General features: G+C 74.5%; 12 protein-coding genes and 1 pseudogene. 9 read left to right on the top strand and 4 right to left on the bottom strand.

Annotated features, from left to right (window positions below):
• Positions 1-118: 118 nt before the first annotated feature.
• Both IQ279_RS09135 and idi read left to right on the top strand, forming a co-directional pair.
• Positions 119-1057: a cation diffusion facilitator family transporter gene (locus IQ279_RS09135; protein WP_206347849.1), complete on the top strand. Its 939-nt coding sequence runs from the start codon at positions 119-121 to the stop codon at positions 1055-1057.
• A 144-nt stretch (positions 1058-1201) separates the two neighbouring features.
• Positions 1202-1762, top strand: coding sequence for an isopentenyl-diphosphate Delta-isomerase (gene idi, locus IQ279_RS09140; protein ID WP_206347850.1), 561 nt, complete (start codon positions 1202-1204; stop codon positions 1760-1762).
• A gap of 49 nt (positions 1763-1811) precedes the next feature.
• On the opposite strand, the gene IQ279_RS09145 is transcribed toward idi, so the two are convergent.
• Entirely contained in the window at positions 1812-2231 is a 420-nt protein-coding gene (locus IQ279_RS09145) for an ATP-binding protein (protein ID WP_372445107.1), read from the bottom strand.
• A 469-nt stretch (positions 2232-2700) separates the two neighbouring features.
• Between IQ279_RS09145 and IQ279_RS09150 the strand changes: the two genes are divergently transcribed.
• From IQ279_RS09150 to IQ279_RS09165, 5 genes are all read left to right on the top strand, one after another.
• On the top strand, positions 2701-3495 hold the full coding sequence (locus tag IQ279_RS09150) for an enoyl-CoA hydratase/isomerase family protein (protein ID WP_206347852.1): 795 nt from the start codon (positions 2701-2703) through the stop codon (positions 3493-3495).
• Positions 3496-3504: 9 nt separating this feature from the next.
• Positions 3505-4368, top strand: a complete 864-nt coding sequence (locus IQ279_RS09155) for an SCO6745 family protein (RefSeq protein ID WP_206347853.1) — start codon at positions 3505-3507, stop codon at positions 4366-4368.
• A 115-nt stretch (positions 4369-4483) separates the two neighbouring features.
• Positions 4484-4609: an LPFR motif small protein gene (locus tag IQ279_RS28480; RefSeq protein WP_277402528.1), complete on the top strand. Its 126-nt coding sequence runs from the start codon at positions 4484-4486 to the stop codon at positions 4607-4609.
• A 90-nt stretch (positions 4610-4699) separates the two neighbouring features.
• Complete coding sequence (locus IQ279_RS09160; RefSeq protein ID WP_206347931.1) at positions 4700-7144, top strand: Tex family protein; 2445 nt, start codon at positions 4700-4702, stop codon at positions 7142-7144.
• 229 nt (positions 7145-7373) lie between these two features.
• Positions 7374-8354, top strand: coding sequence for an acyl-ACP desaturase (locus IQ279_RS09165; RefSeq protein WP_206347854.1), 981 nt, complete (start codon positions 7374-7376; stop codon positions 8352-8354).
• A gap of 83 nt (positions 8355-8437) precedes the next feature.
• Here the strand turns inward: IQ279_RS09165 and IQ279_RS09170 are convergent, their stop codons facing one another.
• A complete protein-coding gene (locus IQ279_RS09170; RefSeq protein ID WP_206347855.1) occupies positions 8438-9133 on the bottom strand; it encodes an ester cyclase in 696 nt (231 codons plus the stop codon).
• 195 nt (positions 9134-9328) lie between these two features.
• On the opposite strand from IQ279_RS09170, the gene IQ279_RS09175 reads away from it, so the two are divergent.
• The gene (locus IQ279_RS09175; protein WP_206347856.1) at positions 9329-10171 is read left to right on the top strand and encodes a DUF1206 domain-containing protein; all 843 of its coding nucleotides are present in this window, start codon (positions 9329-9331) and stop codon (positions 10169-10171) included.
• Positions 10090-10992: pseudogene (locus IQ279_RS28780) on the top strand (glycoside hydrolase family 18 protein); the annotation flags it as partial. The gene IQ279_RS09175 and the pseudogene IQ279_RS28780, both read left to right, overlap by 82 nt.
• Positions 10993-11028: 36 nt before the next feature.
• On the opposite strand, the gene IQ279_RS09185 reads toward IQ279_RS28780, so the two are convergent.
• Both IQ279_RS09185 and IQ279_RS09190 read right to left on the bottom strand, forming a co-directional pair.
• Positions 11029-11679, bottom strand: a complete 651-nt coding sequence (locus tag IQ279_RS09185) for a nucleoside/nucleotide kinase family protein (protein ID WP_206347857.1) — start codon at positions 11677-11679, stop codon at positions 11029-11031.
• Positions 11676-12362, bottom strand: a complete 687-nt coding sequence (locus tag IQ279_RS09190; protein WP_206347858.1) for a nitroreductase family protein — start codon at positions 12360-12362, stop codon at positions 11676-11678. The genes IQ279_RS09185 and IQ279_RS09190 overlap by 4 nt, the downstream gene beginning before the upstream one ends.
• Between the last annotated feature and the right edge of the window lie 159 nt (positions 12363-12521).

Raw genomic sequence — 12521 nt, forward strand, 5'->3', positions numbered from 1 at the left:
CAGAGGGGATGACAACGGTGTTCAGTGCCGCGTTGCCCCATACCCCCCGCCCGTAGTTCACTGGGATCGTCCGCACCGGTCGCAGGCGGCACCGGCCGCCATACGGGAGGCATCGTTCATGGGCGCAGGGCACAACCACGGCGGGCCGCGGCCGGCCGGACCGGGCACGGCGGGGGCCGCGTACCGGGGCCGGCTGCGCGCGGCCCTGGCCATCGCGGTCGTCCTGCTGCTCGCCGAGCTCGCGGGCGCCGCGCTGACCGGTTCGCTGGCGCTGCTGGCGGACGCCGGCCATGTGGCCACCGACGCGGTCGGCATCGGGATGGCGCTGCTGGCGATCCGTGTCGCCAACCGGCCCGGCAGCGAGCGGCGCACCTTCGGTCTCGCCCGGGCCGAGATCCTCGCCGCGCTGCTCAACGCCCTGCTGCTGCTGGGGGTGGGCGGCTACATCCTGGTGGAGGCCGTCGAACGGCTGCGCCATCCCGAGGAGGTGCCCGGCGGGCTGACGGTCCTGTTCGGCGTCGTCGGTCTGGCCCTCAACGGCCTGTCCCTGGCCCTGCTGATGCGCGGGCAGCGGGAGAGTCTGAACGTGCGGGGCGCCTTCCTGGAGGTGGCGGCGGACGCTCTGGGCTCCGTGGCGGTGATCGCCGCCGCACTGGTGATCATGTTCACCGGCTGGCGGCAGGCCGACCCCGTCGCCTCGCTGCTGATCGCGGTGCTGATCGTGCCGCGGACGGTGCGGCTGGCGCGCGAGGCGATCGATGTCCTGCTGGAGGCCGCGCCCCGGGACGTGGACATGGCCGGGGTACGGGCGCACATCCTGGGCGTGCCCGGCGTGGAGGACCTGCACGACCTGCACGTGTGGACCATCACCTCCGGCATGCCGGTGCTCTCCGCGCACGTGGTGGTCGGCCGGGAGGCGCTGGAGGCCGAGGGCGGCCACGACAGGATCCTGCGGGACCTCCACGGCTGCCTGGGCCGGCACTTCGACGTCGAGCACTGCACCTTCCAGCTGGAGCCGCACGGGCACGCGGCGCGCGAAGGGCGGCTGTGCCACTGACGCCGCGCGGCGCCCCGGCCGGCGCCGCGGGTGCTCCGTACCGCCCGCCCGGCGAGCGGCCCCCGTCCGTGTACGGCACACTGGAGCGGACAGTCGGAACATAGGAGAAACGCCGTTCCGACACACGCACGGTGAAGGGCGGACATGACCAACGGCACGGCGGACCCGATCATGCTCGAGCTGGTCGACGAGGACGGCAGGACGATCGGGACCGCGGAGAAGCTCTCCGCCCACCAGGCCCCGGGCCGGCTGCACCGGGCCTTCTCCGTCTTCCTCTTCGACGAGATGGGCCGGCTGCTGCTCCAGCGCAGGGCGCTGGGCAAGTACCACTCCCCCGGTGTGTGGTCCAACACCTGCTGCGGCCACCCCTACCCCGGCGAGCCGCCCTTCGCCGCCGCCGCGCGGAGGGTCGGCGAGGAGCTGGGTGTGGCGCCCCGGCTGATGCTGGAGGCGGGGACAGTGCGCTACAACCACCCGGACCCGGCATCCGGCCTGGTCGAGCAGGAGTACAACCACCTCTTCGCGGGGCTGGTGCGGGACATGCCCCGGCCGGATCCGCGGGAGATCGCCGAGACGGCGTTCGTGACGCCCGAGGAGCTGCTCAAGCGGCACGAGGCGGAGCCGTTCTCGGCCTGGTTCATGACGGTGCTGGACGCGGCGCGCGGCGGCATCCGCGAGGTGACCGGGGCCTCGGCCGGCTGGTGAGGCACCCGGCGCCGCGGGCCGGCGGCCGTGCTCGCTCCGGCGGCCGTGCTCAGGGCGCCGGCGGCTCCCGCGGCGACGGCGGCAGGGGGGGCAGCGGCAACGCGACCCGGACCACCTTGCCGCCGGACGCGGTCCGCTCGGTCTCGCAGAAGCCGCCGGCCTCGGCGACGACGGCCTTGACCAGGAACAGCCCCCGCCCCCCGGTGTGCTCCCGCTCCGGGGCGGCGGCCGGCGCCGCGGGGCGGTAGGGGTGGCCGTCCTCGACGCCCAGGCGCACCCGGCCGGCGTCGAGGCGGACCTCGACGCCGATCTCCGCGGAGAGCAGGGCCGCGTGCCGCACGGCGTTGGTGACCAGCTCGGAGAGGATCAGCAGCAGGCCGTCCATCAGTTCGTCGGCGAGTGGGGCCCCTCTGCGGCCAAGGAGGTCCCGCACGGCGTGGCGCGCCCGGTGCACGGAGGACTCGTGCACCGGGACGGTGAAGCGCCAGGCGCCCTCGTACGGCAGGGGGCGGGGCGGGGGCTCGGGCCGGGCATACGGCTGCGGTTGCTCCCGTGGCCGTTCCCGTAACTTTTCTCGCGGCTGCTCCTGCGTGCGGGGCCGCGGTCGCGACGGCCCGGCGGGGCGGCCGGCCGCCGCCACCGGCGGTCGGCCGCCCCGGTCAGGGAGGAAGTCCCCGCGGATGTCCATCTGCCGCACCCCGATCTCGGCTCCCGCCGGCCGCTTCTGTCCGGCTCCGTTCCGGGCCGGTCCCGGACCGGTTCCTCGAAGAGTGTCGGCCCGCGGTGCGCACGGCCCGCCCCTGTGACTGCAAGTCGGCACCTATCGATGGCAATTGACAGAAAGACCTACGCGCCGTTCGCGGCTGTGACCGGCCTTGCGCGATCGTTTCTGCGGTCCCGTCGCGGCCCCCACGCCTTCTGCCGTTACGATCCGGCCCATGTCCGCGCACACACCGCCGGCCGGCGGCCCGGCCCTGCCGGTCTCCGTCCAGGACGGCGTCGCCACCCTCACCATCGACAATCCGGCCAAGCGCAACGCGATGACGCCGGACATGTGGCGGCGGATGCCCGCCGTGCTGGAACGGCTCGCCGCCGACCCCGCCGTACGGGCCCTGGTCCTCACCGGCGGGGGCGGCACCTTCTGCGCGGGCGCCGACATCTCCGCCCTGCGCGAGGACGACGGGGAGTCCCGCCGTCTGGCGGTGGCCGCCGAGGAGGCGCTGGCGGCCTTCCCGCGGCCCACGCTCGCGGCCGTGCGCGGGCACTGCGTGGGCGGCGGCTGCCAGCTCGCCGTCGCCTGTGACCTGCGCTTCGCCGCCGAGGGGGCCCTGTTCGGCATCACCCCGGCCAGGCTCGGCATCGTCTACGGCGCCTCCTCCACCCGGCGCCTGGTCTCCCTGGTCGGCCCGGCCACCGCCAAGTACCTGCTGTTCTCGGGTGAGTTGATCGGCACCGAGCGGGCCCTGCGCACCGGGCTGGTCGACGAGGCGCATCCGGAGGGCGAACTGGAGGAGCGGGTCGCGGTGTTCGCGCGGCTGCTCGTCTCGCGCTCGCAGCTCACCCAGGCCGCGGCCAAGGAGTTCGCGAACGGCGCCGGGGCCGGCCCCGTGCCGCCGGAGCGGATCGCGTACTGGGAGGAGCGCGCCCGGGAGAGCGGAGAGCGCGCCGAGGGCGTGGCCGCCTTCCTGGAACGGCGCCCTCCGGTCTTCACCTGGTCACTTACCGACGGGTAGCGTGCGGGTATGACGTCCCTCCCCGCCAAAGCCGGACGGCGCTGCCACAACGCCGTCAACCCGCTGCACTCGGCTCTCTACTTCGCCCCGGACCTGGCTCGCGAGCTGGCCCCCTACGGCATCGAGGACCCCTCCGCGGTCTACTTCGCCGGCCGCGCCGCGGCACTGGGCCGGGTCGGCCCCGGGGTCGTCACCGCGACCTTCCACAACTTCCACCACGCCCTCGTCGCCCGCCACCTGCCGGCCGTGTGGGAGCTGGCCGCCCCCGAGACCGTGCTCGCCGCCCGGCTGCGCGCCGCCGACTCCATGCTGCGGCGCCTGCTGGGCGAGGAGGCGGTGGCCTCGAAGGAGATGGCCGAGGCCGCCGGGCTGGCGCTGCGCGCCGCCGAGGGCTGCGTCCGCCCGGGCCGCCCGCTGTACGCGGCGCTCGCCGACCTTCCCGTGCCCGAGGCGCCGCACCTGGCGCTGTGGCACGGCGCCTCGCTGCTGCGCGAACACCGCGGCGACGCCCATGTCGCCGTCCTCCAGCACGCCGGGCTGGACCCGGTGGAGGCGCTGGTCAGCCACACCGCCAGCGGACGCGGCATGAGCCCCAGGTGGGCGCTGGCCACCCGCGGCTGGGACCGCCGGGACTGGGAGGAGGCCCAGGAGCGGCTGCGCGGGCGCGGACTGCTGGACGGCGAGGGCGAGTTGACCGAGGCCGGCACCGCCCTGCGCAAGGAGCTGGAGACGGAGACCGACCGGCTGGACGCCGCGCCGTACGAGCACCTGGGCGCGGCGGGCACCGAGCGGCTGACCGAACTGTGCGGCGCCTTCACCGGCGCGGCCCTGGCCTCGGGCGCCTTCCCCGCCGACCTGTTCGGCAAGGGCTGAGCCGGACCCCGAAAGACGGTGGGAGGGCCCCGGAGCTGGAGCACCGGGGAGGCGGAAACCGGCCGGAGCGGACAGAAGGTTGTTTGTCCGGCGCCTGAGCGGTCACGCGTACGGCATGTTCAAAGCCATAGCAGATGCACTCCGTACCGTCGGCGGCGCCATCGCGACCGTGGTGACGCTGCCCTTCCGTCTACTGGCCCGCCTCTTCGGCGGGGCTTCGCACGCCGGACGCCGCGCCTGACCGTCCGCCTGCCGGTGCGGCCTGTAACAATGCGGGCTACCGGGGAAGCACCCAGCACCGAGTAAGGCGGAACGGATCGTGACACAGTCCATCGGAGAGACGCCCGTCGAGGGCGCGGCACCGGCCGGCGCGTCCGGCGCGGCGTCCGTCGAGGGCAGGATCGCCGAGGAACTCGGCGTACGGGAACGGCAGGTCAGGGCCGCCGTCGAACTACTCGACGGCGGCTCGACCGTGCCGTTCGTCGCGCGCTACCGCAAGGAGGCCACCGGCGGCCTGGACGACGCGCAGCTGCGCGACCTGGAGGAGCGGCTGCGCTACCTGCGGGAGCTGGAGGAGCGGCGGGCGGCGATCCTGGAGTCCGTGCGCTCCCAGGGCAAGCTCGACGCCGAACTTGAGGCCCGCATCCGGGCCGCCGACTCCAAGGCCCGCCTGGAGGACGTCTACCTGCCCTACAAGCCCAAGCGGCGCACCAAGGCGCAGATCGCCCGCGAGGCGGGCCTGGAGCCGCTGGCCGACGGCCTGCTCGCCGACCCGTCCGTGGAACCGGCAGCCGCCGCGGCGGCGTTCGTCGACCCGGACAAGGGGGTGGCCGATGCCTCCGCCGCGCTGGAGGGCGCCCGCGCGATCCTGACCGAACGTTTCGGCGAGGACGCCGACCTGATCGGCGAGCTGCGCGAGACGATGTGGCGGCGCGGCCGGCTGGTGGCGAAGGTGCGCGAGGGCAGGCAGGAACAGGGCGCCAAGTTCGCCGACTACTTCGACTTCTCCGAGCCCTTCACCGAGCTGCCCTCGCACCGGGTGCTGGCGATGCTGCGCGGCGAGAAGGAGGAGGTCCTCGACCTCTCCCTGGAACCGGAGCCGGAGCCCGCCGGGGAGGCGGCCGAGGGCGGGGCCCTGCGCGAGACCACCGGCCCCTCCGACTACGAACGCGCGATCGCCCGCCGGTTCGGCGTCGAGGACCGCGGCCGCCCGGCCGACCGCTGGCTGGCCGACACCGTGCGCTGGGCCTGGCGCACCCGCGTCCTGGTGCACCTGGGCATCGACCTGCGGCTGCGGCTGCGCACCGCCGCCGAGGACGAGGCGGTCGCGGTGTTCGCGGCCAACCTGCGCGACCTGCTGCTGGCCGCCCCCGCCGGCACCCGCGCCACCATGGGGCTGGACCCGGGCTTCCGCACGGGTGTGAAGGTCGCCGTCGTCGACGCCACCGGCAAGGTCGCCGCCACCGAGACGATCTACCCGCACGTCCCGCGGAACCGCTGGAAGGAGTCGCTGGCCACGCTGGCGCGGCTGGCGCGGGAGCACCGGGTGGAGCTGATCGCCGTCGGCAACGGCACCGCCTCCCGCGAGACGGACCGGCTGGCCGCCGAACTGTGCGCCGCGCAGCCTGAGCTGAAGCTGACGAAGGTGATGGTCTCGGAGGCGGGCGCATCGGTGTACTCCGCCTCCGCCTTCGCCTCCCGCGAGCTGCCGGACCTGGACGTCTCGCTGCGCGGGGCGGTCTCCATCGCCCGGCGCCTGCAGGACCCGCTGGCCGAGCTGGTCAAGATCGACCCCAAGTCGATCGGGGTGGGCCAGTACCAGCACGACGTCTCCGAGGTGAAGCTGTCGCGCTCGCTGGACGCGGTAGTGGAGGACTGCGTCAACGGCGTCGGCGTGGACGTCAACACCGCCTCGGCGCCACTGCTCTCGCGGGTGTCGGGCATCGGCGCGGGCCTGGCGGAGAACATCGTCGCCCACCGCGACGCCAACGGCCCCTTCCTCGGCCGCAAGGGACTCAAGGACGTCCCCCGGCTCGGCCCCAAGGCGTACGAGCAGTGCGCGGGCTTCCTGCGCATCCGCGGCGGGGACGACCCGCTGGACGCCTCCGCCGTCCACCCCGAGGCGTACCCGGTGGTGCGCCGGATGGTGAAGGCGACGGGCAGCGATGTCGCGGCGCTGATCGGCAACACCGAGGTGCTGCGCGGTCTGCGGCCGCAGGAGTTCGTGGACGACACCTTCGGCCTGCCGACGGTGACCGACATCATCGGGGAGCTGGAGAAGCCCGGCCGCGACCCGCGTCCGGCGTTCCGGACGGCCGCCTTCAGGGAGGGCGTGGAGAAGATCGGCGACCTGGAGCCGGGCATGGTCCTGGAGGGCGTGGTCACCAACGTCGCCGCGTTCGGCGCCTTCGTGGACGTCGGCGTCCACCAGGACGGCCTGGTCCACGTCTCGGCCATGTCGAAGGCGTTCGTGAAGGACCCGCGCGAGGTGGTGAAGTCCGGCGACGTGGTGAAGGTCAAGGTGCTGGACGTGGACGTGCCGCGCAAGCGGATCTCGCTGACGCTGCGGCTGGACGACGAGACCGGCCCCGGCGCGGGCGACGGCGGCCGCCCGGCGCGCGGGCAGCGCGGAGGCGGGCAGCGCGAGGGCGGCCGGCGCTCCTCCGCTCCGCGCCCGCGCCAGGGCGACCGGCGGGGCGGGGGCGGGCGGGGCCGCGACACGGCTCCGGCCAACAGCGAGATGGCCGAGGCCCTGCGCCGCGCGGGTCTGCTCTGACCGACCGGACGACCCCGCGGAGGCGGGGGCGGCGCCGTGCGCCGCCCCCGCCTCCGTCGTTTTCCCGCCCCTCCACGGCTCCCGGGCTCCGCCGGCCCGTCCCCCGGGCACACACCGTCCCTGCCTGCTCACAGAACCGATATTGCCTTTTTCGTCCTGCTCAACCTACGGTTTCGTAACCTACGGTCTCGTAGGTACCGTTTTCCGTCGTCGCCCCCGTGGAGCCTTCATGACCCTCACCACCCCGCACGCCCCCGGCTCGGAGCAGTGGACGGACGCCCGTCTGCTCTACGCCCTGGAAGAGGTGGTGGAGAAGGAACTCAACCGTCATCTGAAGGTCGCCAAGGACTGGATGCCGCACGAGTACGTCCCCTGGAGCGACGGCCGCAACTTCGACGGCCCGCTCGGCGGCGAGGCCTGGGAGCCGGGGCAGTCCAAGGTCACCGACATCGGCCGCACCGCCCTGGTGGTCAACCTGCTCACCGAGGACAACCTCCCCAGCTACCACCACGAGATCGCCACCCTCTTCGGCCGCGACGGCGCCTGGGGCACCTGGGTGCACCGCTGGACCGCCGAGGAGGGGCGGCACGGCATCGTGATGCGCGACTACCTGCTGACCTCCCGCGCCGTGGACCCGGTGAAGCTGGAGGAGTTCCGGATGGCGCACATGTCGGAGGGCTTCGAGTCCGACAACCGGCACTCGATGCTCCACTCCGTGGCCTACGTCGCCTTCCAGGAGCTGGCCACCCGCATCTCCCACCGCAACACCGGCCACCAGTCCGGCGATCCGGTCTGCGACCGGATGCTCGCCCGTATCGCCACCGACGAGAACCTGCACATGGTCTTCTACCGCAACCTGCTGCGGGCGGCCTTCGAGCTGGCCCCGGACCGGACGATGTCGGCGGTGCGCGACGTGGTGGTGGACTTCCGGATGCCCGGCCACGGCATGCCCGGCTTCGAGCGGGCCGCCGCGCAGATGGCGATCGGCGGCATCTACAACCTGCGCATCCACCACGACGACGTGCTCCAGCCGGTGCTGCGCCATCTGAAGGTCATGGAGATCGGCGGGCTCGGCCCGGAGGGCCTCAAGGCCCAGGAGGAGCTGGGCCTGTACCTGGACGGCCTGGACGGCGAGGCCCGCAAACTCGACGAGCGTCTGGCCGCCCGCCGCGCCCGTATCGAGGCCCGCAGGGCGGCCGCCGCCTCCTGAGCGGTTCCCTCCCCGTGCCGAGCGGACGGTCCGGACGCGTCCCCCGCGCGGGTGCGTCCGGGCCGTTCCCGGTCCGGCCCGGATCAGAACTCGACGGCGCCGACCTGCCGCAGCAGTCCGAGGTCGTCCCAGTTCCACCAGCTCTCCGCGATCTTCCCGTCCTCGAAGCGGAAGGTGGCGTGGCCGGTCCCGTTGATCTCCTTGCCGGTGGGTTCCAGTCCCTGGTACGGCCCCGAGTGGCGGCCTGTGTAGGACAGCCGCGCGCAGACCCTGTCGCCCTCGGCGAACAGGTCCTCGATGACCATCACCGGCTGGAACGCCTCCAGGATCTCCTGGTTCTCCTCCTTGGCCTGCGCGAGCCTGACCTCGTAGGAGGAGAGCGAGGGGTCGTGCTCGCGGTAGTCGTCGGTGCACAGTCCGTCGGCCACGTCGAGGTTCCGCCCGTTGACCACCTCCTCGACGAAGGTGCGGACCACACCGGTGTTGAGCTGCTCGTCCCGGGAGACCTCCAGGTCGGTGAAGGTCGGCTCCTGGTCGCAGGCCGCCACCAGCCGGTGGAAGATCCGGTCGGTCTCGGGCAGGTGGGAGTTGCGCATCGCCTCCTCGTAGGAGGGGAATTCCACGATCTCCACCACGTGGTCGGGGTCGGAGCGGTCGCGCGCGACGACCGAGTGGGTGGCCGTCCGTTTGCCCCGGGTCGCCCGGACCCAGTCGTCCATCAGCCGGTCCACCTCGTCGGCCTGATGGGTCTTGCAGTCGATGACCTGGATGAATGTCATGGGGCCGCCTCCGTCTTCGGAGAAGTCGCAACACTCCCAGGCTATCGCCGCCATGAGGGTTATGTCCGCCTCGCCCGCATTGCGCATTCCTCCTCTCCGGGTGCGGCCCGGGCCCGCGCCCGGCCGCCGTGAGCGGTGCGGGCCTCGGCCCCGCCCGTGTGCGTCAGGGCGCCCGCCGGGGGCAGACGGGGCGGTATGAGGACATCGACGAGAACATCCGCACAGGCGCAGGCGTCGATACGCGGGGGCGCCGGACGGGCGGCGCACGGCGCCGCCATGGCGACGGCCGCCCGCTGGGGGCTGGTCGCGTACGGCGTGGTCTACCTGCTGATCGGTCTGCTGGCCCTGCGGATCGCCTTCGGCGACCGGGAGGGCCAGGCCGACAGCGGCGGCGCGCTGCGGGAACTGGCCCAGCAGCCGTTCGGCCGGGTGCTGGTGTGGGCGGTCGGCATCGGGCTGGCCGGGCTGGCCCTGTGGCGGCTGTCGGAGGCCCTGCTGGGGGCTGCGCGCCCGGACGGGCACACACCGAAGGAGCGGCTGCGCTCGGCCGCGCGGTGCGCGGTGCTCACCGTGCTGTCGGCCTCCGCGATCACCTTCGCCGCGGGGAGCGCGAACGGAGGGTCGAGCGACCGGCAGTCCCAGGACCTCACCTCCCGGGCGCTCGGTCTGCCCGCCGGTCGCTGGCTGGTGGGCGCGCTCGGTCTGGCGGTCGTCGCGGTCGGCGTGTGGAGCGCGGTGCGGGCGCTGCGGCGCGAGTTCCGCGAGGAACTGGGCCCGGTGCCGGCGCGGCTGCGCCGCAGCGTGGACGTGCTGGGGGTGGCGGGTGGCCTCGCGCGCGGGCTGGTCTTCGCGGTGGCGGGCGGCTTCGCCGTCCTGGCGGCCGTGCGGTACGACCCGGACAGCGCGAAGGGCCTGGACGACTCCCTGCGCGCCCTCGCCGCCGCACCGGCCGGCCCGTGGCTGCTGGCGGCGGTCGCCACGGGACTGGCGCTGTACGGGCTGTTCCTGTTCGCGATGGCCCGCTGGCACAAGGGCTGACGTACGGCCCGGAGGGCGGGGCGGCCGGGTCCGGACCGGCCCGTTCCGACCTCTCCCGCCCTTCCGGCTCCTCCCGCCCGCCCGCACCTGACCGACTCGTTCACCGCGGGCGCGCTGGCGGTGCTGCTCACCGCCGCGGTGACCGCGGTCCCGGCCGGGGCCCCGGTCACCGCTTCCGAGCGGCCCGCCGGGAACGCGTCGGCTGCTTCCCCTCCTGGGGGCCCGGGGAGGGCTTCCACGTCAGGGACATCGACCGGGCCGCGGCCGGGCTCACCGTCGTCGACTACGCCTTCAGGCAGGTGTCGGACAAGGGCGTGTGCGTGGAGTCCGACGGCAATCCCCGCAAGGACGCCTGGAGGGACTACCGGCGCCCGGTGCCCGCGTCCGAGTCGGTCGACGGCGCGGCCGACCGTCCCGGGCAGCGTCTCAGGGGCGACTTCAACCAGCTGCGCGAGCTCAACAAGCGCCATCCGCACCTGCGGACCGTCATCTCGCCGAAGTCGGCGCACTTCTCCGACGCCGCGCTGACGGCGGAGTCCCGCGCGAGGCTCGTCTCCTCGTGCGTGGACCTGTTCATCGGAGGAGATCTGCCCGAGGCCCCGGGCGAGGGCGGGCCCGTGGGCGGACCGGGCGCGGCGGCCGGGGTCTTCGACGGCATCGACGTCGACCGGGAGTACCCGGCCCACCCCGGCTCCGGCGGGCACCGCCACCGCCCCGCCGACACCCGCAACCTCACACTGCTGATGGCGGAGTTCCGCCGCAGGCTCGACGCCGCGGAGCGGCGCTCCGGGCGCGAGCTGCTGCTGACCGCCGCCGTCGCACCGGACTGGCCCGAGCGCAGCCGGATCGAGGCCGGGTCAGCCGGTCCAGGCCGGGCGGCGGGGGTCGTCGGCGCGGACGACCACGTCGGCGGCCTGCCCCGGCCGCACCTCCTCCTCGTAACGGGCGAAGGCCGGCAGCGTCCAGTGCTCCTCGGTCGGGGTGCGGCGGGCCAGGGCTGCCGGGGTGAGCAGCAGGTGGACCGTCAGGTCGAAGGGGAAGCCCCGGCCGAGCAGCAGCGGGCCGTCCATCACCAGCACGCCGCCGGGCGGCAGTTCGGCGTACGGGCTGCGGGTGGCCCGGTCGGTGGCCGGGTCCCACAGGTCGGGCAGCACCCGGCCGGTGCCGCCGGGACTCAGCGGGCCGAACACCTCGCGCCACAGGGCGCCGTCGTCCAGCCACAGGTCGTAGTACGCGTCCGGGTCCCGGTGGCCGTACTCCAGGCGCAGGGAGGCGGGTCGCAGGAAGCCGGCCGCGCTCACCCGGTGCACCGGGCGGCCGCGCAGCCGCAGCGCCTCGGCCAGGCCGTCCGCCCACTCCCGCGGCCGGGCGGCCGGGGCGCCGTCCACGGCGGCCCGCAGCCAGGGCGAGCCGTCGGCGGCCTCGGCGGCGGCGAGGCGGCCGGCGAGAGCGCCGACCGCCCGCTCCCGGGTGACGGGCGTGAACGCGCCGCGGGCCGGAGGCGTCAAAGCCGCACCATGACCTGTTCCAGGTCCTTGCGGCGGATGTCGGGGACCCGTGCGCCGTCGGCCGGGTAGCCGACCGGGATGACGTACGCGGCGCGCTCCTCGGGCGGGCGGTCGCAGACCTCGTTGAGGAAGCGCATCGGGCTGGGGGTGTGGGTGAGGGTGGCCAGGCCCGCCTGCTGGAGGCAGGCCAGGAGCAGGCCGACGGCGATGCCGACCGACTCCTTGGTGTAGTAGGGGCGCGGGGTACAGGGCCCCTTGTGGACCTCGAAGACCACGATCACCGCGGGCGCGTTCTCCAGGAACGGTTTGCTCCAGTCGGTGCCCAGCGGCGCGAGGGCCTGGAGCCACTCGTCGGAGGCGCGGCGGCCGTAGAACTCCCGCTCCTCGGCCTCGGCGGCCTCGCGCAGCCTCGCCCTGCGCTCGGGGTCGGTGAGGACGACGAAGCGCCAGGGCTGGACGTTCGCCCCGCTGGGCGCGGTGGCGGCGGTGCGGACGGCCCATTCCAGGACGCCGTCGGGCAGGGGGCGGGCGGAGAAGTCGCGCACGGTCCGGCGGCGGGCCATCAGGTCGTGGAAGGCGCGGGCGCGGCTCTCGGCCTCCTCGGCGGGAACGTGCGGCGGCCGGTGCGGGACGGTGGGGTACGCGGCGGGCGGCTCGTCGGTGAGCCCATTGGTACGGTCCATACGCCGCAGCACAGCACACCCGCGGGCGGCGGTAAACACCGCGGCGCGTCCGGTCGCCCGCCCGTTCGCGCGCCCGGCGGCACAGCGGTGGCACAGCGTCGGCACAGCGGCGGAAAACCGTTTGCGGCCCCACCGCGCCCGCCCTAACGTCTTTCCCGG

This window comes from Streptomyces verrucosisporus, from assembly GCF_017114865.1.
Classification (GTDB): domain Bacteria; phylum Actinomycetota; class Actinomycetes; order Streptomycetales; family Streptomycetaceae; genus Streptomyces; species Streptomyces fenghuangensis.